Source organism: Allokutzneria oryzae, assembly GCF_042429765.1.
Classification (GTDB): Bacteria; Actinomycetota; Actinomycetes; order Mycobacteriales; family Pseudonocardiaceae; genus Allokutzneria; species Allokutzneria oryzae.
This window is the reverse complement of the sequence record NZ_JBHLZU010000002.1, coordinates 333,784-354,367: the sequence shown is the minus strand read 5'-3', so window position 1 is coordinate 354,367 and position 20,584 is coordinate 333,784. Positions and strand designations below refer to the sequence as shown.

The window sequence follows — 20,584 nt, the reverse complement described above, 5'->3', positions numbered from 1 at the left end:
GCCAGTCGGGTGCGGCGCCAGTCGGGTGCGGGCGCCGGATGGGGCGGGGGCGCCGGGTGCGGCGCCGGGTGCGGGCGCCGGATGGGGGCGCCAGTCGGGTGCGGAGGCGGTGCGGCTGTCCGGGCTGCTGTGGCCGGACGTGGTGCTGATGGACCTGCGGATGCCGGGCACCGACGGCGTCGCGGCGACCGCGCGGATCACCGAGGCCGGTTCGGCGAGGGTCCTCGTGCTGACCACCTCTGACAGCGACGGCGACATCCTGCGCGCGATCGAGGCGGGCGCTACCGGTACCTGCTCAAGGACACCCCGCGCGCGCAGCTCGCCGAAGCCGCCGGTCGCCGCGCGCCTGGTCACCCGGGTGCGGCGGCCGGCTCCACCGGCGCTGACGGCGCGCGAGGCCGAGGTGCTGGGGTCGGTGTCGCGGGGACTGTCCAATTCGGACATGGCGAGGCAGCTCGGCATCGGCGAGGCGACCGTCAAGACCCATCTGCTGCGGGCCTTCGAGAAGCTCGGAGTCAAGGACCGGACGGCCGCGGTGGTCACCGCGCTGTCCCGAGGCGTTCTGCCACCCGTGTGATGCCGTTTGTTTCACCTGGGTGAACCGGCGCCGCGAACCGTTGGCGGCGACCCGGTCCGGCCCTAGGTTCGACTGATGCACCTCTCTCCCCGTGAGCAGGAGAAGCTGCTCGTCCACGTCGCCGCGGACCTGGCGCACCGGCGCCGCGCCCGCGGACTCCGGCTGAACTACCCGGAGGCGGTGGCCGTGATCACCGCGTTCGTGCTGGAGAGCGCCCGCGACGGCCGAACGGTCGCGGAGCTGATGGACTCCGGCCGCCGGGTGCTCGGCCGCGACGACGTGCAGGAGGGGGTGCCGGAGATGCTGCACTCGGTCCAGGTGGAGGCGACGTTCCCGGACGGGACGAAGCTGGTCACGATCCACGAGCCGATCCCGTGATCCCGGGCGAGGTCCTCCCGGAGGACGGCGACATCGAGCTCAACGCGGGCCGCCCCCGGCTGACGCTGCGCGTCGTCAACACCGGTGACCGGCCGATCCAGGTCGGCTCGCACTACCACCTGGTCGCGGCCAACCCCGCGCTGTCCTTCGACCGTGATGCCGCCACCGGCATGCGCCTGGACGTGCCCGCGGGAACCTCGGTCCGCTTCGAGCCGGGAGTGGCGCGCGAGGTCACCCTGGTGCCGCTACTCGGCCGCCGCACGGTGCCGGGGCTGCGCCCCGAGCTGGCCGGGGACCTTCCCGCTCTGGAGGGGGACACGTGAGCCGGATCAGCCGCGCGGACTACGCCAGGCTCTACGGGCCGACGACCGGTGACCGGGTCCGGCTCGCCGACACCAACCTGCTCATCGAGGTCACCGAGGACCTGTGCGGCGGACCGGGCCGGGCCGGTGACGAGGCGATCTTCGGCGGCGGCAAGGTGATCCGCGAGTCGATGGGCCAGGCCGCGGTGACCCGCGCCGAGGGCGCCCCCGACCTGGTGGTCACCGGCGCCGTGGTGCTGGACCACTGGGGGATCGTCAAGGCCGACGTCGGTGTGCGGGACGGGCGGATCGTGGCACTGGGCAAGGCGGGCAACCCCGACACGATGGACGGCGTGCACCCGGACCTGGTGATCGGCCCGTCCACGGAGGTCCTCTCCGGCAACGGGATGATCCTGACCGCGGGCGCGGTCGACGCGCACGTGCACCTGATCTGCCCGCAACAGATCCCCGAGGCGCTCGCCAGCGGCATCACCACGATCGTCGGCGGCGGGACGGGTCCCGCGGAGGGCACCAGGGCGACCACGGTCACGCCCGGCGGCTGGAACATCGAGCGGATGCTGGTCGCGCTGGACGGCTACCCGGTCAACGTCGCCTTGCTGGGCAAGGGGAACACGGTCTCGGCCGAGGCGATGTGGGAGCAGCTGCGCGCCGGTGCGAGCGGCTTCAAGCTGCACGAGGACTGGGGCACGACGCCCGCGGCGATCGACGCGTGCCTGCGCGTGTGCGACGAGGCCGGGGTGCAGGTGGCGATCCACACCGACACCCTGAACGAGGCGGGCTTCCTTGAGTCCACAGTGGACGCGATCGCGGGCAGGGGCATCCACGCCTACCACACCGAGGGGGCGGGCGGCGGCCACGCGCCGGACGTGATCCGGATGGCGTGCGAGCCGCACGTGCTGCCCTCGTCGACGAACCCGACCAGGCCGTTCACGGTGAACACCCTGGACGAGCACCTGGACATGCTGATGGTGTGCCACCACCTCGACCCGTCGATCCCGGAGGACCTCGCCTTCGCCGAGTCCCGGATGCGGCCGAGCACGATGGCCGCGGAGGACGTGCTGCACGACCTGGGCGCGATCTCGATCATCAGCTCGGACTCCCAGGCGATGGGCCGGATCGGCGAGTCGGTCATCCGCACCTGGCAGACGGCGCACGTGAACAAGGCCCGCCGCGGCGCCCTGCCGGGTGATGGCCGGGCCGACAACCACCGCGCCATGCGCTACGTCGCCAAGTACACGATCTGCCCGGCGGTGGCGCACGGCCTGGACGCCGAGGTCGGCTCGGTGGAGCCGGGCAAGCTGGCCGACCTGGTCCTGTGGGACCCGGCGTTCTTCGGCGTCCGCCCGCACGTGGTGGTGAAGGGCGGGGTGATCGCCTGGGCGGCGATGGGCGACCCCGGCGCCTCGATCCCCACCCCGCAGCCGGTGCTGGCCCGGCCGATGTGGGGAGCGGAGCAGGCGAACGCGGCGGACATCTCGGTGCACTTCGTGGCCCCGGCGGCGCTGTCGGCGGGCCTGGAGTCCCGCCTGCCGGTGCGGCGGCGCCTGGTCCCGGTGGCCAACACCCGGTCCCGCACGAAGTCGGACCTGCCGAACAACGACGCCCTCCCCCGCATCGAGGTCGATCCGGACACCTTCACGGTCCGCATCGACGGCGCGGTCGTGGAGCCAGCACCCGCCGCCACCCTCCCCCTCGCACAGCGCTACTTCCTCTTTTGAGCCATGCCAGGGACGACGGCGCGACACCGGCGAACCGCGTGACGGAGCGCCGAGGGGAGGTGGGGTGCGAGTGGTGAACGCGGGGTTGTTGCTGCTGGCCGACTCGCGGGTTCCCGCCGGTGGGCACGTGCACTCCGGTGGGGTCGAGGCGGCTTGGCGGGCCGGGCTGGTCACCGATGTGGGGTCGCTGCGCGCGTTCCTGGTCGGCCGACTCGCCACCTCCGGCCGGGTCGCCGCCGCGTTTGCCGCCGAGGCGGCGCGGCTGGCCGCCGGGATGGGCTGGAGCCCGGTCGAGAGCGCGGACGCCCCACAGGGCGAGTCGGGTGGGCGGGTGACGCGGCCCCTGGACGGCCAACACGCCGTCTGGGAGTTGCTCGACGAGGAGTTCGACGCGCGCACACCCTCCGCCGCACAGCGTGCCGCGTCACGGCAGCAGGGACGTGGGCTGGTGCGGGCTTATCCCGGTGTGGCGGCGGAACTGGGGCCTCGTCCGCATCACCCGATCGCGTTCGGCGCACTCGCCGCGGTCAGCGGAGCCGCGCCGGAGGAGGCGGCGACCGCGATCGCGCTCGCGTCGGTCACCGCTCCCGCCTCGGCGGCGCTGCGGCTGCTCGCGCTCGACCCCTTCGCCGTGCACCGCGTGCTCACCGAGATCGCGTCCATTGTGGACGATGTGGCACGCGCGGCGGCGCGACGGGGCGAGCTGCCCGACGACTGCGCCCCGCTGCTGGACGTGCTCGCCGAGGCGCACCACCACCACGAGGAAGGACAGCTCTTTGTCTCGTAACCATGGCGACGGACCGCACGACTTCGGGCCCGACCCGCACGCGCACGGGCATGACCACCGCCTCGGGGCCAGCCCGCGCATCGGCATCGGCGGGCCGGTCGGCTCCGGCAAGACCGCGCTCGTGGCCGCGCTGTGCCGGACGCTGCGCGAACGGGTGAACCTCGGCGTGGTGACCAACGACATCTACACCACCGAGGACGCGGAGTTCTTGCGCCGCAACGCCGTTCTCGCCGACGACCGGATCAGCGCGGTGAGGACCGGGTGCTGCCCGCACACCGCGATCCGCGACGACATCACCGCGAACCTCGACGCGATCGAGGACCTGGAGGCCCGGCACGGCGCGTTCGACCTCGTGCTGGTGGAGAGCGGCGGGGACAACCTCACCGCCACCTTCAGCAAGGGCCTGGTGGACCGGCAGATCTTCGTGGTGGACGTGGCCGGCGGCGACAAGGTGCCGCGCAAGGGCGGTCCCGGGGTCACCCTCGCCGACCTGCTCGTGATCAACAAGACCGATCTCGCCCCGCTGGTCGGGGCCGACCTCTCGGTGATGGCCGCCGACGCGGAGGCGGTGCGCCGAGGGCTGCCGGTGCTGTTCACCTCGCTGGCCGAGGACCCCGCGGCCACGGAGGTCACCGACTGGGTGCTGAAGCAGCTCGACGAACTCGCATGAGGGCGCACGCCGCCCTCGTGGTCCGAAGGCGGGGCGACCGCAGCGTGCTCACCACGATGCGGTCGGCCCCGCCGTTGACCTTGCGCCGCACGGGAACCGCGGGCGAGACGGCACGGGTGCACCTGGTCGGCACCGCCGCCGCCCCACTCGGTGGTGACGAGCTGCGGCTGGACATCGACGTCGGCCCCGACGCCGCGCTGGAACTGCGGTCGACCGGCGCGCAGATCGCCCTGCCGCACGCCAGCGGAGGACCCTCAACTGTCCATATTGGACTTAACCTCGCCGGAAGCGCTGTGTTGCACCAGGAACCGACAGTGCTCGCGCGCGGAAGCCTGGTGCACAACAACGCCAGCGCGCAGCTCACGCACGACGCGCGACTGGTGTGGCGGGACCTGGTCGTGCTCGGACGGCACGGCGAGGAACCGGGGAGGATGGTGCAGCGCTGGAACGTCACGCGCGCCGGGCGCCCGGTGCTGCGGACGACCACGACGCTCGTCGATCCACTCCTCTACCGGTCACCCGCGATCATCGGCGGTGCGACGGTTCTGGGCACCGCGCTGGTCGTTTCCCCTGGCCTGACAACGGAATCCCGGGTGATCGGACACCGGGCCGCCGTGCACGCGCTGTCCGGGGCCGCGCTGGTGACGGTGCTCGGTGAGGACGCGGTCGAGGTCGAGCACGCCCTCACCGAGCTGACTCCCACCGGTTAGATCTTGGTGAGCAGCTCTTTCAGCTTCTCCACGATCGTCCAGGCCGCCTTGTCGCAGGCCTCCTGGTGCGCGACGTAGTAGCCGTCGATGGTCCTGCGCTCGGCCCCGTAGCGCTCGGCGACGAACGTCGACATCGCCGCCCGCGAGTCCGCGGCGCACGGGTCGGGGAACTTGTAGAGCTCGTGCCAGACGGCGGTGACCAGCTTCTTCACCGGGTCCGGCATCTTCTTGGCCTGCTTGGCGATGATGTCGGTGCCCGCGAGCACGAACCGCACGCCCTTCTTCTGCGCGCAGGCGGCGTCGAAGCTCACGCCGACCGCTTTCACCGCCGCGTTGATGTCCCCCTTGGGCATCGGCGCGGGCGGTGCCGCCGCGGCTAACGGAGCGGCGAGACAGAGTGCGACCGAGGTGCAGAGCGCGGCGGCGAACGGGCGCTTCATGGCCGGTTCCCTTCGTCGGGTGCGGCGGAGTCCCCCCGCTGGCGACAGTAGGCACGCCCGCCGGACCCGGCAGGGCGCGCGCGGCCCTGTTCGATCGAAGGTGTGATCAGCCGAAGGTGTCCCGCGCCGACCGCGCCTCGTCGGCGAGCTTGCCGTTGCCCAGCTCCTCGGCCAGCGCCACGGCCTCGCCCAGGTGCTCGCGCGCCCGCTCCCGGTCGCCGAGCAGGTGCTTGATCTTGCCGAGGCCGATGTGGGCCAGGCCCATCGCCCAGCGGTCGCCGGTGTGGGTCGCGTTCTCCAGCGCGCGCCGCTGGTAGCGCAGCGCCTCGTCGTAGTTGCCGAGCCTGCGGTGCATCGCGCCGAGCGAGCTCACCGCGAGGCCCCACGACCACCGGTCACCGAGGCGCTCGCTGAGCCCCAGCGCCCGTTCGAACCGGGCCCGCGCCAGGTCGTCGTCGCCCTCCTGGCTGTCGAGCAGGCCGAGGTTGGTCAGCGCGAGGCTCTGCGACCACAGGTCGCCGAGGGCCTCGCTCAGCGCCAGCGCGCGGTCGAGCTCCTTGCGCGCCAGCGCGTTCTCGCCGAGCTGCCGGTAGGCGCTGCCGAGGCCGACGATCGACGGCGCCCGACCGGCGTCCACGCCCAACTTCCGGTAGAGCTCGTCGGAGCGGAGGAAGTTGCGCACCGCCTCCTCGTGGTCGCCCTGCCAGTCGTGGATCAGGCCGAGCCGGCCGCGGGTCCTGGCCTCGAAGCGCTCGTTGCCGGTGGCGAGGTCGCGTTCCAGCGCCTCGCGCAGCTGGCCGATCGCCTCCTCGCTCCTGCCGAGCCGCCAGTTCAGCATCCCCAGGTTCTTCAGGATCTCCGCCCTGGCGTCGAGGTCGCCGAGCCTGCCGGTCGCGGCGAGCGCGGCCTCGTGGGTGCGCTGCCAGTCCTGGCTGTACCCGCGGGTGAGGAAGAACTGCCACAGCACCAGCGAGATCCGCCACGCGTGGGTGTCGGGGCCGTGCTCGACGACCGCGACCAGGTTGGCGCGCTCGGCCTCCAGCCACCGCCTGGCCTCGGCGTGGTCGGCGAACTCCGGCAGCCGCGCGTCGGGCTCGCCCGCCGGGGTGGCCTGCTCGTAGGCCCTGCTCGCCCGGGTCGCGGCGGCGAGGTAGTGGTCCCACAGCCGCCCCAGCGCCCGGCCCAGCTCGGCGGGCTCCTCCTCGGCGGAGGCGGTGGCACCGGCGTGCTCGCGGAGCAGGTCGTGCAGGCTATAGCGGCCGGGCTCGCGCTGCTGCACCAGGTGCACGTCCACCAGCGACTCCAGCAGATCCTCCGCGGCCAGCGGGTCGGTCCCGGCGAGCGCGGCGGCGGCGTGCACGTCGATGTCCGCTCCTGGGTGCAGGCCGAGCAGCAGGAACATCCGCCGCTGGTCCTCGCTCAGGTACTGGTGGGACAGGGCGAACACGGCGTTGAGCTCGGTCAGCCTGCGCGCGTGCTGGCCGAGCCGCTGGTTGAGGTGCTCCACCGTCCACACCGGACGGTCGCGGAGCCGGGCGGCGGCGATCCTGATGGCCAGGGGCAGGTAGCCGCACAGCCGCACGCTCTCCCGCACCGCGTCCGGGCCCGCCCGCGCGCAGCGCTCGGGCCCGGCGATCCGGGTGAACAGGCCGACCGCCTCGTCCTCGCGGAGCACGTCGAGCGCGAGCGCGCTCGCCGCGTCCAGCTCGGTCAGCCGCCTGCGGCTGGTGACCAGGGTCAGGCAGCCGGGGTCGCCGGGGATCAGCGGGCGCACGTGCGCCGCGTCGGCCGCGTTGTCCAGCACCAGTAGCACCCGCCGCCCAGCGACCGTCGAGCGCCACAGCGCGGCGCGCTGCTCGACGGTCGGCGGGATGCGCTCCCCCGGCACGTCAACGGCGCGCAGCAGCGCCTCCAGCGCGGCGGCCGGTGTCAGCGGCGGATGGCCGGTGGTGTGCGCGTGCAGGTCCACGAAGAGCTGGCCGTCCGGGTAGTGCCGCGCGAGGCGGTGCGCGCACCGGATGACGAGCGAGGTCTTGCCGACGCCACCCATCCCGTCGATCACGTGCACCAGGACCGTCCGCCCGTCGGCTCCTTCGACGGCGGTCACCAGCGCGTCGAGCTCGGCGTCGCGGCCGGTGAAGTCGCCGATGTCCCTGGGCAGCTCGTTGCGCGGCCGCCAGCCGTCCGCACCCCGCGGGGCGGCGGGCTCGGCGGTGGCCGCCTCGGCGAACTCCCAGAGGCGGCGCAGCCTGGCCAGCTCGCGGCGGCCCGCGCCGCAGGCCACGGCCAGCTGGTGCACCAGGCGGAAGTCCGGTGGCACGATCGTGCCCGCGCAGTACCTGTGCAGGGTGGACCGGCTCGCCCCGGTTCTGCGGGCCAGTGCCTCGAAGCTCCTGCCCGAGCGCTCCTTGAGCTCGCGCAGCGTGGTGGCGAACTCGGCTACCGCGTCAGTCCCGGCCAAGCCTCTCCCTCCCGAGAGGTCAATCATCGTGCCCCGGGCGGGGCGGGCGACAGCCGGGATGGGTTCCCGCACTGTGACGGAGACACCAAAAGGACCGGGAAAACGGTTCTCCGGTTTACCGTGTGAATCGTGATCCGAGGATTAGCCTGCACCTTGTCCGTTTTCGCCGCTTTTGCCTTTTCTCCGGCGGCCGAGGCCGCCGATCAATGGCAGCCCGTCGGGGCCGGAATCACGTCCGGGGTCAGCGGTTCGGCCTTGACCGGAAACGGCGACTTCCTGATCGTCAGGGACAACAAGGAGGCGCGGCAGAACCGCGCGGCCCTGGTGTCCTTCACCGGCGGAACCGTCTCCCGCGTGCGGCCGCTGACGTGGCATGGCCCCGTTCCGGTCGACCTGGAGTCGATCGCCGCGGTGCCAGGCCGCCCCGGCCAGTTCGTCGCGCTGTCCAGTTCCGGCAAGGGCATGCGCGTCGTGCTGGCCGGTGACCGGGTGGTCGTGCTGCGGACCTTCACCGTGCCCGCTGTCCAGGACAAGGACAACTACGAGGGCTTCGCGCTGACCGTGGTCAAGGGGCGCACGGTGGCGGTGTGGGCGAACCGGGGCCAGGACTCGCGTCCGGGCAGGCTCATCGCCGCGGAGGTGGACCTCGGCCGGATGGAATTCGGGCCGATCACCTCGGCGACGATTCGCGCGCCGTATCCGAAAAAGGACGTCCGGCACATCTCGGATATCGTGGTCACCGATTCCGGAAGGGTTCTCGCGTCGGCCGCCACCGACTCCGGCGACGACGGGCCGTTCGACTCCGCCGTCTACCCCGCCGCCGATCTCTCCGTGGACAACGGTGCCGTGGCCCTGAAGCCGGTCCAGGACAACAGGGAAATCGCGCGCTACCCGGACCGGAAAATCGAGGCGATGACCTGCCTGACGCCTTCCTGCGACCGCATGCTGCTCGGGACGGATGACGAGAACCTGGGCGGCTGGGTCCGGTTCAGCTGAGCGCGGACCCCGACAGGGGCCATCCCGGCGCCGGACCGGTTCGCCCGATCGAACCGCAGGTCAGAACCCACTTCCGTCCCACGGCGTCCCAGCACCCTGGCTGGGACCCGCCCCACGGGGCAGGGTTGGACCCATCGGACGCCCGACGGGGGCGGACGCGGTGACTGGGGGAACGTCACCTGGGGGAAGGCGGTGGGATCTCCAATAACCCGAGGAGATCCCACCGCTACACCGTTCGACGTTTCGACCGCGTCCGAACAGTCGCATGACGTAAGAATCTTTTACGAACTACCCCGACACCTCGTGGACACTTGTTAGACATCGGCCTCCCAGGTCCTGGAGGTTCCGATGCGCCACAGGTTCACCCCCTCCTTCTTCGGCACGGCACTGGTCGCGGCCGCGCTGCTCGCGGCGGGATCGGGCGTCCCGGCCACCGCCGCCGCGTCCGAGCTGACCCAGATCTCGCGCACGCCGTACAAGCTCACCGAGGGCGGCAGCTTCGCGAAGTACGCGCCGCGGGTCACCGCGCTGGACGGCAAGCTGCGCAAGGCGTCCTTCGCCGACGTGCTCACCGACGGCAACCGCACGGCACGGCCGCTGTGCCGCTCCACGGGGATCAGCGGGGCGACCGGGTTCTGCTGGCAGACCGGCGGGGACACCGACGACAAGCAGTGGTACCCGCAGGGCGTCACCGGCAGCTGGGACGCCTCGGCGACCGGGAGCTACGCCGGGCACAAGGCGATGCTGGTCAGCTGGCACAGCGACAACGGGGGCGGCACCAAGGGCGTGCGGATCTCCTTCGTCAACCACGACAACCCCGGCAAGCCCACCTATCGGCACGTGCTGCTGGTCGAGCCGACCACGACGGACACCTTCGCCGCCGTGAAGATCCACGCGGGTGGCATCGCCTGGGTGGGCGACTACCTCTACGTCGCCGACACCAAGCGCGGGTTCCGCGTGTTCGACCTGCGGCACCTCTGGCGCACCGAGGCCGACCCGGGCAAGACCAAGATCGGCAAGGGGTCCGACGGCAAGTACTACGCCTTCGACTACCGCTACGTGCTGCCCCAGGTGGGCGGCTACACCCAGAACGGCACCGGCAGCTGCTCCGTCGCGCCCGCGGTCACCGCGCCGTTGTGCTTCTCCTTCGTCGGACTCGACCGCAGCACCACGACGCCGTCGCTGATCGCGGGCGAGTACTACTACGACGGCAAGGGCGGATCGCGGCTGACCAGGTGGAGCCTGAACGCGGAGAACAAGCTCGCCGAGGAGACCGCGGCCGCGGCCTACCGCAGCGCGCACCCGAAGCTCCAGGGCGGGTTGGCGCACAAGAACACCTTCATGCTCAGCAGCAGCCGGAACTCGACAACGGCGGGTGTGCTCTACCGCTCCAAGCTCAACGCGGCCAGCAGCACCTCGCACCTGCCACCCGGCCCGGAGGACCTGTCGTACCAGGCGGCGGCGAAGCGGCTGTGGACGCTGACCGAGCATCCGGGCAACCGCCAGGTGATCGGCATCCCGCTGGACCTCGGCTGAGGGCTCACGGGAGGTCGGTGAGCTCCACCGCGGTGGTCAGCACGGTGATCAGCTGACGCGCGGTCTCCTGGTCCAGCACCAGCACGGTGCCCAGCGAGGTGGTGAGCAGCACCTGGCGGCCGCGGACCCGCACGTCGAGGGAGGCGGAACGCCGAGGGCGCCGGCCTCCGTCGGTCGAGTCCATCCCACCCCATCCGCCGATTGCGTCCGTCTGAGCGTGCGTACCGTGTCTGCCCGGTTAGTGCAAAGGGGGTCACGTCACCCTGATCCGGTGACTGGGCGTTTGCCCGCGTCATCGGACACGGAGCGCGGTGTCTCCACCACCGGAGGTGACGCACATGTCCGCGTCCGATGGCCGGTCCGATGCCACCAGGTGGGAGCCCCGCCGTGTCTGACCTCATCGCCCCGTTCCTGTTCACCGTCCTGTCGATGCTGTTCGTCTCCGCGTGGGACAGCCCGTCCTGGCGGCAGCTGCGGGCCCGCAGGCGCTGCCGCAGGGCCGTCCGCGAGATCCGCTCCCGCTGTCCGTTCGCCCGGTTGGCCCTGCGGCCCGGCGGGCGGCACCGCGCCCGCCCCGTCCGAGGTCTTCCCCTGTCCACAGTGGACCTGAATAGGGCGAACGGCCGCATCGGCGTGGTCGGAGGGCACAGGGTCCGCCGACGGAGTGTGGGACTGGAGCACATGGGCTGAGACCCGGATCACCCCTACCTTCGATGATCTCAGGGTCGTCGGGGACACCGGGGAGGGGCCATGGCCACCAGGTCCACCACGCTCAAGGTCGTCGGCGCGAGCCTCGCCGGGACCACCGTGGAGTGGTACGACTTCTACATCTACGGCACCGCGGCGGCGCTGGTGTTCAACAAGCTGTTCTTCCCGGACTCCGATCCGCTGGTCGGCACCCTGCTGGCCTTCGTGACCTACGCGATCGGCTTCCTGGCCCGGCCGCTGGGCGGGCTGGTGTTCGGCCATTTCGGCGACCGGCTCGGGCGGAAGAAGCTGCTGGTCGCCAGTCTGCTGATGATGGGGGTCGCGACCTTCGCGATGGGGCTGCTGCCCACCTACGCCACGATCGGCGCGGCGGCGCCGGTCCTGCTGACGCTGCTGCGGCTGGTCCAGGGCTTCGCGGTCGGCGGTGAGTGGGGCGGCGCGGTCCTGATCGTCTCCGAGCACGGCTCCGACCGGCACCGCGGCTTCTGGGCGTCGTGGCCGCAGGCGGGCGTTCCGGGCGGCAACCTGCTCGCGTCGGGTGCGATGGCGATCCTGTCGGCGACGCAGAGCGACGCCGACTTCCTGTCCTGGGGCTGGCGGGTGCCGTTCCTGCTCTCCGGGGTGCTCGTGCTGATCGGGCTGTGGGTCCGGCTCTCCGTCGCGGAGTCGCCGGTCTTCGTCGAGGCGGCTCGCGAGGTCGGCGACGCCGAGGAGCGCCCGCCCGTCGCGGTGCTGTTCTCGCGCTACCGCAAGGAGATCCTGATCGCGATGGGCGCCCGCTTCGCGGAGAACGCGGGCTACTACCTGATCACCGCTTTCGTGCTGGTCTACGTGGAGCAGCACCTGGAGCTCGACCGCGGCGTCGCGCTGAACGCCGTGCTGATCGCCTCGGCGGTGCACTTCGTGGTGATCCCGTTGTGGGGCGCGGCCTCCGACCGGGTGGGGCGGCGGCCGGTCTACCTGCTCGGCGCGGCGGGCACCGGGCTGTGGGCCTTCGCCTTCTTCGCGCTGCTGGACCTGCGCTCCTTCGGCGCGATCACGCTGGCGGTCACCGTCGGGCTGGTCCTCCACGGCGCGATGTACGGCCCGCAGGCGGCGTACTTCTCGGAGATGTTCGGCACCCGGGTCCGCTACTCCGGCGCCTCCATCGGCTACCAGCTGGCGTCGATCTTCGCGGGCTCGCTGGCGCCGATCATCGCCACGGCGCTGCTCACCGCGTACGCGAGCTGGCTGCCGATCGCGCTGTACCTGGCGGGGACGGCGGTGGTCAGCGTGGTCGCGGTGGCCGTGTCGCCGGAGACCCGCCACCGGGACCTGCGCTCGGACACCGGCGCGGACTCCGGCCGCCTCCCCGCGGCGGGATGACCGGGCGACCCTCCGTTCGGGTGGCCGGTGTTGGCTCCACTCTGGGGTTTCCCGGGCCCGGCCGGCCGGAGGAGGATCGGCCGGTGTGGGAGAAGGGATCGCTGAGGTCCAGGACCGGCTGATCTCCGTGGCCGTGGGGGGCGGAGGCGTCGGCGAGCTGGCCCGGATCGTGGCCGACGTGCTCGGCGGCGCCGTGGTGGTCACCGACGAGGAGGGGCGGGAGCTGGCGCGGGCGGGGACCCGGCGCGGACGGGCCGACACGATCAGGGCGGCGGCCCGCGCGCGCGGGCGGCGGCTGGGCGAGCTCGTGCTGAACCACGCGGGTCTCGACGACTCCGGGCGGCGGATCCTGGAGCACGCCGCCGCGGTCACCGCGCTCGTGCTGCTGATCCGGTCGAGCGCGTCGGCCGCCGAGGAGAAGGCGCGCGGGGAGCTGCTCACCGACATCCTCGCCGGGCGCGACGAGGTGCGGGACCGGGCGCGGCGGCTCGGCGTCGACCTCGACTCGCCGCACTGCGTCGTGGTGGTGACCGGGGCCGCCCGGCTCGCCCCGGCCGCGGCGCGCTTCGCGGGTGCCCACGGCGGGCTCGCGGTGGAGCACGACGGGCACGTCGTGCTGCTGCTGCCCGGAGCCGACGCCGCCGACCACGCCAACCGGTGCGCGCACACGCTCGGCGCCGAGCTGCGCAGGCCGGTGACCGCCGGGGCGGCGCCCGCGCGCGAGAGCGTCGCGCACGCCCACGCGGAGGCGCGGCGGTGCCTGACCGCGCTGCTCGCGCTCGGCGGGACCGGGCGGGGCGCGAGCGCGGAGCAGCTGGGGTTCGTCGGGCTGGTGCTCGCCGACCGGCCGGAGCCCAAGGTGTTCGTGCGGGCGACGCTCGGGCCGTTGCTGGACCACGACGCCCGCAGGGGGACGAGGCTGGTGCCGACCCTGCGCGCGTACTTCGCCGCCGGACGCAGCCCGACCAGGGCGAAGGACCTGCTCAACGTGCACGTCAACACGGTGGCCCAGCGGATGGAGCGGATCGGCTCGCTGCTCGGTCCCGGCTGGCAGGAACCCGGAAGGGCACTGGAGGTCGAACTCGCGCTGCGGTTGCTCGACCTGATGTGAATGTCCTTCTGTGTAAGTGTGAAAAACTCAATTAGCCCGCTAATGGACCTGCCGGGGACACAAAGCCGAACTTATCATCGGTAATTGCCATAGTCCCAGGTCACGTTGCCAGCGCTATACCGCCGGGCGGAGTGGTGCGATGCCGCCGAAAAGAACAGGACCACGTTCGAAAAACGGACAGCTGTGTACGTTACCGGCTGGTACGTCTAGGCTGCTGAGCGTGGTGACCCGGCGCGACAACGACGGGGCGAGCGGCTGGCTGCCCAACGGGGCGGACTGCCGCTACGCGGTGGTGCTCGCGGTACTGGTGATTTCGGGATCGACGCTGATCGGCGAGCTGCTGGACAACGCGCGGCCGCCCGACGCGTGGGGCTACGCCCTCGCGATCGTCAGCTCGGCGGCGCTGGCCTGGCGCAGGCGCGCCCCGATGGCCGCGCTGGCGGTCACCGTGGTGGCGGTCGGCGTCTACACGCTGCTCGGCAACCCCTACGGCCCGATCCACCTGTGCATGGTGCTGGCGATGTTCGAGGTCGCCCTGCGCCGGTCGGCCGCGGCCTCCAGCCTCGCCTGCGGCGCCGCGGCGGCGGCCGGGGTCGCCTTCGCGGCCCCCAGGCTGATGACGGACTTCCGCCAGCCCGTGCTGATGGTCATCGCGTGGACCGGCTGGTTCGTCGTTCCGTGGCTGCTGGGCAGGCTCGCCCAGGTCAGGCAGGCCGCGTCGGACCGGATGCGGCACGCCCTGATGGCCAAGGCCGCGCTGGAGGAGCGCATGCGGATCGCCCGCGAGGTGCACGACGTCGCCGGGCACGGCTTCGCGGTGGTGGCGATGCAGGCAGGGGCGGCGCAGGTCGCGCTGGACGCGCGGCCGGACCAGACGAAGGCGGCGCTGGAGGCGATCCGGCTGACCAGCACGCAGGCGCTGGCCGAGCTGCGTTCGGCGCTGGACACCATCCACGCCAGGGACACCGACTGCCCCGCGGCCACCGGACTGCGGGGACTGCCCGCGCTCATGTCGAGGGTGCGCGCCGGCGGGATGCTCGTGGAGCACGAGGTGAGCCTGCGCGGCGTCGAGCTGCCCGAGGACGTGGACGCTGCCGTCTACCGCGTGGTGCAGGAGTCGCTGACCAACGTGCTGCGGCACGCCGGGCCGACCAGCGCGAAGGTGCGGGTCTGCCGGGAGGCCGACGAGATCGTCGTCGAGGTGGCCGACCGCGGCCGCGGCGCGGTGCAGCGGTCCAAGCCGCCCGGCCGTGGCCTCACCGGCATGCGCGCCAGGGTGGAGGCGGCGGGCGGCAGCTTCCTCGCCGGTCCGCGCACCGGCGGGGGCTTCGAGGTGCGGGCGCGCTTCCCCTGCAACACCTGACGAGATACCTTTGACTGCGTCAACGATATAGTTGAGGTGGTCAATGGATACCCAGGTCGCGGCCGTGCGCGCCTTCTCGCGCTTCTACACCAACTCCGTGGGGGCGCTGCGCGACGGCCTGCACGACAGCCAGTACTCCCTGACCGAGGCGCGGGTGCTCTTCGAGCTGGCGCAGCGCGATTCCACCGAGGTCGCTGACCTGCGCAAACGACTCGACGTCGATGCCGGGTACCTCAGCAGGATGCTGACCCGCTTCGACGCCGACGGGCTCACGACGCGGTCGAGGTCCACTGTGGACGCCCGCCGCCAGGTGATCGGCCTGACCGAGCACGGCAGGAACGCGCAGCGCGAGCTGGACGACGCCTCCTCGGCGCAGGTGGCAGCGCTGCTCGACCGGCTCACCGAGGAGGAACGCGGACGCCTGGTCGGGGCGATGGACACCATCCGGCGGCTGCTCGGCGACGAGCCGAAGGACCGGACGCTGGTCCTGCGGCCGCCGCGCGTCGGCGACTACGGCTGGGTGGTGCAGCGGCACGGCGAGCTCTACGCGCGGGAGTACGGCTGGGACGCGACCTTCGAAGCGCTCGTGGCGCGGATCGTGGCGGACTTCGCCGAGGACCACGACCCCGCACGCGAGGCGGGGTGGATCGCCGAGGTGGACGGCGAGCGCGTGGGCTGCGTCTTCTGCATGCGCGAGGACGAGCAGACGGCGAAGCTGCGCATCCTGCTGGTGGAGCCGAGCGCGCGCGGGATGGGCGTCGGCGGGCGGCTCGTCGAGGAGTGCGTGCGCTTCGCCAAGTCGGCCGGGTACAGGCGGATGACGCTGTGGACCAACGACGTGCTCAGCGCGGCGCGGCGGATCTACCAGCGAAACGGGTTCGCGCTGGTGGACGAGGCGCCGCACCACAGCTTCGGGGCCGACCTGAACGGCCAGAACTGGCAGCTGACCTGGGACTGAGCGCCCTCACCCCGGTCGGACACCCGTTTCTCGCGTTGTGGCGACTCAGCGCGAAAGAGAGCGTTCCCAATGCGCGCTGAGTCGCCACAACGCGAACGGTGGGTGGGGTGGGGCTATTCCACGGGATGGCCGATGACGACCGAGGGGCCGCAGTCGTCGTCGTTGTCCCGGCAGATGCTCGCCTGGGCGGAGACCGAGAGCGAACCCGTCTCCACGTGGAACTTGACGGTTCCCGGTCCGCACTGCTTGTTGGAGTGCCTGGTACCGATCGCCCAGCCCTGGATGAGCTTGACGTAGAAGCAGCCCGGCTCGGTCACCACGAGGTTGCCGTCGGCCTTGATGGCGTCGACGGGACCTCGGACGTAGCCCCAGGTGCCGTCGGTGACCGACGCCCCGTGGTGCGGGGTGAGGTTCAACGGCGGCAAGGCGGAGGCGACTCCCGCACTGGCGAACATCGTCGCGACCGCGATACCGGCCAAAACTGTCTTGCGCATTCGTTCCCCCATCACTGATCAGAAGAACGGCCGACGTTAGCCACCTCGGGTATCGCGGTCTTATCCGAACTTTGGCGGTAGTGCTAAGGAAGGACGGTGACGGAGACGTCCACCGGGGCGACGCCCATGGACAGCGGGGAGATCTTCTCGAAAGCGCCGCTGGTGAGGTTCACGCAGCGATCCGTCTGGGCGGCGAAGCGGTCGTTGATGCGGACCACCACCGACAAGCCCGTGCGGCGGTGGGTGACCTTGACCTGGGTGTCGAAGGGCAGCGTCGCGTGGGCCGCCGTCATCGCGGCCGGGTCCAGCAGCTCCCCGCTGGCGGTGTAGACCGGCGTGGTCGCTCCCGGCTTGCCGTACCAGGTCGCCGTGCACTGCTCGGGCTTCGGCTCGGTCACCGGAGGCCCAGTCACCGGAAGCCCAGTCACCGGAGGCTCGGTCACCGCCGGGGGCTCGGTCGTGGCCGGGGGCTCGGACGCCGACGCCGGGGCGGCGAGTCCGAACACCATCAACACCGCGGTGAGCAGGGCAGCCGTTCGCACCAACAGTCTCCTTGATCGGTTCCGAGGGTCGGAGCCGATGCTAGGCAGGCGGCACCGTCCGGTAGAAGATCACCCACTCGGCCGGGCGAAACCGAAGGCGCCCCGGTCGAGCACCACCGAACCGTCGGCGTTGGCGGTCCGGAACGCCACCTCGCCGGGCGCGGTGAGCCACGCCGACACCACCAGCTCCTCCCCCGGCCACACGGGCGCGGAGAACCGGCCGGACATCCGGCGCACCAGGTTCGCGTCACCGCCGCAGAACTCGTTGACCAGCAACCGGCAGGTGATCCCGTACGTGCACAGGCCGTGCAGGATCGGCCGGTCGAAGCCGCCGCGCGCGGCGAACACCGGATCGGTGTGCAACGGGTTGTGGTCCCCGGTCAGCCGGTACAACAGGGCTTGGTCCACCGCCGTGGTGAAGCGCGGCTCCGCGTCCGGCGGGCGCGCGGGCGGCTCCCAGGACACCGACGGCCCGCGTGCGCCGCCGAAGCCACCCTCACCGCGCACGAAGACCGACGATGTCGTTGACGCCAAAGGCTTTCCGGACTCCTCGTCGACCGCGTCCCAGCGGCTGACCACCAGCGCGCCGGAGCCCTTGTCGAACACGTCGGTCACCGTGCGCAGCACCGAGATCGACCCGCGCACCGGAACTGGTCGGTGCACAACGATCTCCTGCTCACCGTGCAGCAACAGGGCGGGGTCGTAGTCGCCGAGCTGCTCGTCGAAGGCTCCGAACTGGGCGAGCACGATGCCGAACGTCGGCAGCACCTGCTGCACGACGCCCTCGGTGTTGTTCGTCGTCCACGCCAGCTCGCGCATCGGATCTTGTTGGCCCGCACCGACCCCGAGCGCGTAGAGCATCGCGTCGGACTCCGTCCACGAACGCCGCAACGGGCCGGCGGTCTGACCGACGAGGCCCTGGAAGATCGCCACGGCTCAGCCCTTCGGTCCGCCGTCGACGTAGAGCACCTGGCCGGTCACGAAGGACGCGCCGTCGCTCGCCAGGAAGGCCACCACGCTGGCGACGTCCTCCGGCCTGCCGATCCGCCGCAGCGGCACAGCGTCGGCCACCGCCTTCTGGAAGGTCTCGAACTCCACGCCGATCCGGCTCGCGGTGGCGGCCGTCATGTCGGTGGCGATGAAGCCGGGAGCGACCGCGTTGACGTTCACCCCGAACGGGCCGAGCTCGATCGCCAGGGTCTTGGTGAAGCCCTGGATGCCTGCCTTGGCCGCCGCGTAGTTGGCCTGGCCGCGGTTGCCGAGCGCCGACGTGCTGGACAGGTTGACGATCTTTCCGTAGCGCTGCTCGACCATGTGCTCCTGCGCGGCCTGACTGCACAGGAACGCGCCGCGCAGGTGCACGTCCATGACCGTGTCCCAGTCGTCGTCGGTCATCTTGAACAGCATGTTGTCCCTGATCACCCCGGCGTTGTTGACTAGGATGTGCAGCCCGCCGAGCTCGGTGACGACCCGCTCGACCGCGCGCTCGACGGCCTCGCGCTTCGAGACGTCCGCGCCGACGGCGATGGCCCTGCCGCCCGCCGAGGTGATCGCGCCGACGGTCTCCGCGCAGGCGGACTCGTCCAGGTCCACCACGGCGACCGCGGCGCCCTGCTCGGCGAGGGTGCGCGCGGTGGCCGCGCCGATCCCCCTCGCCGCCCCGGTCACCATGGCGATCCGTCCCCGCAATGTGCTCACCAGTCGGCCCCTCTCAGTAGTCAGCCCAGTTCAAGGGCAAGGTAGAGATCCACCCGGTCGTGGAAGGAGCCCAGGTCGCGCCCGGTCAGCTCCTCGATCCGGCTCAGCCGGTACCGCAGCGTGTTCACGTGCACGTGCAGCCGGGCCGCGCTCCTGGTCGGCGACCCGGCGCAGTCCAGGAACACCCGCAGGGTCTGCACCAGCTCACCCTTGTGCGCGCCGTCGTAGTCCAGCAGCGGCCCGAGCAGCTTGGCGCGGAAGGACCTCCGCAGCTCGTCCGGCACGGTGGCCAGCAGCAGCAGGTGCGAGGCCAGCTCGGCGGCGGTGGCCACCTTCGCCCGCCCCGGCCGGTGCTCGGCGAGCCGCCGCGCCTGCCTGGCCTCCTCGACGGCGGCGCGCAGGCCGCCGACCGTCGCCAGCCCGCTGACCCCGACGACCAGGCGCGCGTCGCCGAGCCCCTGCTCCACCGTGCGCACCGCCTCGGCGATCTCCTCAAGCGCGGCGGCCAGCCCCTCGGCGTCGGCGGAGAGCAGCGCCAGCGCCTCCTGTCCTGCCACCGCGACCAGGCCGCGCGCCGGTGCCCCGTGCACGAGCTCGCCCAGCACGATCGGCGCGAGCCCCGGCCCGCCGCCCGAGGTCGTCGCGGCGAGCACGCACAGCGGCTCCCCCCTGGCGAAGCCGAGCACGCCCAGCCGCGCGTCCACCTCGGTGGCCTCGACCTCACCGTGCATCGCCGACAGCAGCAGCGGCCCGGCGAGCCTGCTCTCCAGCCGCTGCCGCTCCTCCCGCCGCGAGCGCTCCAGGGCGATCAGCGTGGCCAGCTCGGTGGCGGTCGCGCTGGTGGCGGCGTCCCACTGCTCGTGGTCGCCCTCGACGACCAGGAACCAGCTCGCCAGCCGCTGCCCCGCCCTGCTGGCCGAGGGCAGCAGGGACATCGCGCCGCCCGCGCGGTCGCGTGCGGTCTTGGGCAGCCGGTCGGCGTGCAGGAACTGCTGCACCAATGAGCGCCTGCGCGCGGCAGCCGGGGGTGGGGCGCTGCCGCCGACGACCCGGCCGGAGGGCGAGAGCACCCAGCAGTCGGCGCCCAGCCGCGCCGCGCCCAGCTTCAGCACCGCGGACGGCCCGCCACCCTCCACCGCAGCGGCGACCATGCGGCGGTGCCAGTCCAGCTCCCCGCGCTCCCCTGCCAGCGCGAGCACCACCCGTTCGGTGATCGTCGCGAAGGAGACGTCGACCGGAACGCCCAGCAGTGGCACGCCGTGCCTGCGGCACGCCTCCACCAGGTCGGCGGGCACCGCGCCCAGCTCGGCGTCCCCCGCGGCGAGCGCGGTCACCCCGGCGGCGGCCAGCGCGGCGACGAACTCCTCGGAGTCCTCGGCGCGGCGCCGCCACACCAGGCCGGTGAGCACCAGCTCCCCGCCGGAGAGGTACCGGCTGGGGTCGCGCAGGTCGGTGGTGTAGATCCACCTGATCGGCCGGTCGAGCTGGTCGGAGCCGACGAGCAGGGCAAGGTGCAGGTCAGCCGCCTCCAGCAGCGTGCGCAGCAACATCGCCGTCGGTTCGCCTCTCCGTCTCGGTTGCCCGAATCTACCGGCGACCCGGCCCGCTCACCCCGTGTCGCGGCCGGTTGGCGTAGCGGACGCCCCCGGCCCGCCGAGGCGGTGCGAGCCCGGGCTTTGGAGGAAGTTACGAAAGCCTCACCCGGCTGCGCGCTCACGTTCATGCCTTCTCGCCATAGTCGCGACCAGG

The 20,584-nt window shown here is 72.3% G+C and carries 22 protein-coding genes; 14 read left to right on the top strand and 8 right to left on the bottom strand.

Annotation, left to right across the window (positions count from 1 at the left end; all coding sequences use genetic code 11):
* The 7 genes from ACFFQA_RS02035 to ACFFQA_RS02005 form a co-directional block, all read left to right on the top strand.
* On the top strand, positions 1–577 hold a 577-nt coding region (locus ACFFQA_RS02035), incomplete at its 5' end, for a LuxR C-terminal-related transcriptional regulator (protein ID WP_377849785.1).
* A 75-nt stretch (positions 578–652) separates the two neighbouring features.
* Positions 653–955 carry an urease subunit gamma gene (locus ACFFQA_RS02030; RefSeq protein WP_377849784.1) on the top strand — a complete coding sequence of 101 codons (303 nt, stop codon included), beginning with the start codon at positions 653–655 and terminating at the stop codon, positions 953–955.
* A complete protein-coding gene (locus ACFFQA_RS02025) occupies positions 952–1,278 on the top strand; it encodes an urease subunit beta (protein WP_377849783.1) in 327 nt (108 codons plus the stop codon). The genes ACFFQA_RS02030 and ACFFQA_RS02025 overlap by 4 nt, the downstream gene beginning before the upstream one ends.
* Positions 1,275–2,996, top strand: a complete 1,722-nt coding sequence (locus ACFFQA_RS02020) for an urease subunit alpha (RefSeq protein WP_377849782.1) — start codon at positions 1,275–1,277, stop codon at positions 2,994–2,996. Before ACFFQA_RS02025 ends, ACFFQA_RS02020 begins: the two co-directional genes overlap by 4 nt.
* A gap of 64 nt (positions 2,997–3,060) precedes the next feature.
* Positions 3,061–3,783 (top strand): urease accessory protein UreF, encoded by a 723-nt coding sequence (locus ACFFQA_RS02015; RefSeq protein ID WP_377849781.1) that lies wholly within the window; start codon positions 3,061–3,063, stop codon positions 3,781–3,783.
* Positions 3,773–4,453, top strand: a complete 681-nt coding sequence (ureG, locus tag ACFFQA_RS02010) for an urease accessory protein UreG (RefSeq protein ID WP_377849780.1) — start codon at positions 3,773–3,775, stop codon at positions 4,451–4,453. The genes ACFFQA_RS02015 and ureG overlap by 11 nt, the downstream gene beginning before the upstream one ends.
* Positions 4,450–5,163 (top strand): urease accessory protein UreD, encoded by a 714-nt coding sequence (locus tag ACFFQA_RS02005; protein ID WP_377849779.1) that lies wholly within the window; start codon positions 4,450–4,452, stop codon positions 5,161–5,163. The genes ureG and ACFFQA_RS02005 overlap by 4 nt, the downstream gene beginning before the upstream one ends.
* Here ACFFQA_RS02005 and ACFFQA_RS02000 read toward each other — a convergent pair.
* Complete coding sequence (locus ACFFQA_RS02000) at positions 5,160–5,603, bottom strand: hypothetical protein (protein ID WP_377849778.1); 444 nt, start codon at positions 5,601–5,603, stop codon at positions 5,160–5,162. The genes ACFFQA_RS02005 and ACFFQA_RS02000 overlap by 4 nt on opposite strands.
* A 106-nt stretch (positions 5,604–5,709) precedes the next feature.
* Positions 5,710–8,064: an ATP-binding protein gene (locus tag ACFFQA_RS01995; RefSeq protein WP_377849777.1), complete on the bottom strand. Its 2,355-nt coding sequence runs from the start codon at positions 8,062–8,064 to the stop codon at positions 5,710–5,712.
* Between the two features lie 255 nt (positions 8,065–8,319).
* On the opposite strand from ACFFQA_RS01995, the gene ACFFQA_RS01990 reads away from it, so the two are divergent.
* Together ACFFQA_RS01990 and ACFFQA_RS01985 are read left to right on the top strand one after the other, a co-directional pair.
* A complete protein-coding gene (locus tag ACFFQA_RS01990) occupies positions 8,320–9,060 on the top strand; it encodes a hypothetical protein (RefSeq protein ID WP_377849776.1) in 741 nt (246 codons plus the stop codon).
* Positions 9,061–9,408: 348 nt separating this feature from the next.
* The gene (locus ACFFQA_RS01985; protein ID WP_377849775.1) at positions 9,409–10,596 is read left to right on the top strand and encodes a hypothetical protein; all 1,188 of its coding nucleotides are present in this window, start codon (positions 9,409–9,411) and stop codon (positions 10,594–10,596) included.
* Positions 10,597–10,600: 4 nt separating this feature from the next.
* Here ACFFQA_RS01985 and ACFFQA_RS01980 read toward each other — a convergent pair whose 3' ends face one another.
* Positions 10,601–10,780 carry a hypothetical protein gene (locus ACFFQA_RS01980; protein WP_377849774.1) on the bottom strand — a complete coding sequence of 60 codons (180 nt, stop codon included), beginning with the start codon at positions 10,778–10,780 and terminating at the stop codon, positions 10,601–10,603.
* A 203-nt stretch (positions 10,781–10,983) separates the two neighbouring features.
* Between ACFFQA_RS01980 and ACFFQA_RS01975 the strand changes: the two genes are divergently transcribed.
* From ACFFQA_RS01975 to ACFFQA_RS01955, 5 genes are all read left to right on the top strand, one after another.
* A complete protein-coding gene (locus ACFFQA_RS01975) occupies positions 10,984–11,286 on the top strand; it encodes a hypothetical protein (RefSeq protein WP_377849773.1) in 303 nt (100 codons plus the stop codon).
* A gap of 60 nt (positions 11,287–11,346) precedes the next feature.
* The gene (locus ACFFQA_RS01970; RefSeq protein ID WP_377849772.1) at positions 11,347–12,669 is read left to right on the top strand and encodes an MFS transporter; all 1,323 of its coding nucleotides are present in this window, start codon (positions 11,347–11,349) and stop codon (positions 12,667–12,669) included.
* A gap of 85 nt (positions 12,670–12,754) precedes the next feature.
* Positions 12,755–13,780, top strand: coding sequence for a PucR family transcriptional regulator (locus ACFFQA_RS01965; protein WP_377849771.1), 1,026 nt, complete (start codon positions 12,755–12,757; stop codon positions 13,778–13,780).
* Between the two features lie 220 nt (positions 13,781–14,000).
* Positions 14,001–15,143, top strand: a complete 1,143-nt coding sequence (locus ACFFQA_RS01960; RefSeq protein ID WP_377849770.1) for a sensor histidine kinase — start codon at positions 14,001–14,003, stop codon at positions 15,141–15,143.
* 43 nt (positions 15,144–15,186) lie between these two features.
* Positions 15,187–16,101 (top strand): bifunctional helix-turn-helix transcriptional regulator/GNAT family N-acetyltransferase, encoded by a 915-nt coding sequence (locus tag ACFFQA_RS01955; RefSeq protein WP_377849769.1) that lies wholly within the window; start codon positions 15,187–15,189, stop codon positions 16,099–16,101.
* 113 nt (positions 16,102–16,214) lie between these two features.
* Here the strand turns inward: ACFFQA_RS01955 and ACFFQA_RS01950 are convergent, their stop codons facing one another.
* From ACFFQA_RS01950 to ACFFQA_RS01930, 5 genes are all read right to left on the bottom strand, one after another.
* Positions 16,215–16,595: a hypothetical protein gene (locus ACFFQA_RS01950; protein WP_377849768.1), complete on the bottom strand. Its 381-nt coding sequence runs from the start codon at positions 16,593–16,595 to the stop codon at positions 16,215–16,217.
* Positions 16,596–16,678: 83 nt separating this feature from the next.
* Positions 16,679–17,137, bottom strand: coding sequence for a septal ring lytic transglycosylase RlpA family protein (locus ACFFQA_RS01945; protein ID WP_377849767.1), 459 nt, complete (start codon positions 17,135–17,137; stop codon positions 16,679–16,681).
* Between the two features lie 69 nt (positions 17,138–17,206).
* Positions 17,207–18,070, bottom strand: a complete 864-nt coding sequence (locus ACFFQA_RS01940; protein ID WP_377849766.1) for a MaoC/PaaZ C-terminal domain-containing protein — start codon at positions 18,068–18,070, stop codon at positions 17,207–17,209.
* A gap of 3 nt (positions 18,071–18,073) precedes the next feature.
* Complete coding sequence (gene fabG, locus ACFFQA_RS01935; RefSeq protein ID WP_377849765.1) at positions 18,074–18,835, bottom strand: 3-oxoacyl-ACP reductase FabG; 762 nt, start codon at positions 18,833–18,835, stop codon at positions 18,074–18,076.
* Between the two features lie 20 nt (positions 18,836–18,855).
* A complete protein-coding gene (locus ACFFQA_RS01930) occupies positions 18,856–20,385 on the bottom strand; it encodes a PucR family transcriptional regulator (protein WP_377849764.1) in 1,530 nt (509 codons plus the stop codon).
* Between the last annotated feature and the right edge of the window lie 199 nt (positions 20,386–20,584).

Excerpts from the sequence above, each read along its gene's own strand:
- ACFFQA_RS02030 (WP_377849784.1), top strand. The coding sequence starts at position 653 with ATGCACCTCTCTCCCCGTGAGCAGGAGAAGCTGCTCGTCCACGTCGCC.
- ACFFQA_RS02005 (WP_377849779.1), top strand. The coding sequence starts at position 4,450 with ATGAGGGCGCACGCCGCCCTCGTGGTCCGAAGGCGGGGCGACCGCAGC.
- ACFFQA_RS02000 (WP_377849778.1), bottom strand. The coding sequence starts at position 5,603 with ATGAAGCGCCCGTTCGCCGCCGCGCTCTGCACCTCGGTCGCACTCTGT.
- ACFFQA_RS01985 (WP_377849775.1), top strand. The coding sequence starts at position 9,409 with ATGCGCCACAGGTTCACCCCCTCCTTCTTCGGCACGGCACTGGTCGCG.
- ACFFQA_RS01980 (WP_377849774.1), bottom strand. The coding sequence starts at position 10,780 with ATGGACTCGACCGACGGAGGCCGGCGCCCTCGGCGTTCCGCCTCCCTC.
- ACFFQA_RS01970 (WP_377849772.1), top strand. The coding sequence starts at position 11,347 with ATGGCCACCAGGTCCACCACGCTCAAGGTCGTCGGCGCGAGCCTCGCC.
- ACFFQA_RS01955 (WP_377849769.1), top strand. The coding sequence starts at position 15,187 with ATGGATACCCAGGTCGCGGCCGTGCGCGCCTTCTCGCGCTTCTACACC.
- ACFFQA_RS01950 (WP_377849768.1), bottom strand. The coding sequence starts at position 16,595 with ATGCGCAAGACAGTTTTGGCCGGTATCGCGGTCGCGACGATGTTCGCC.
- ACFFQA_RS01930 (WP_377849764.1), bottom strand. The coding sequence starts at position 20,385 with ATGTTGCTGCGCACGCTGCTGGAGGCGGCTGACCTGCACCTTGCCCTG.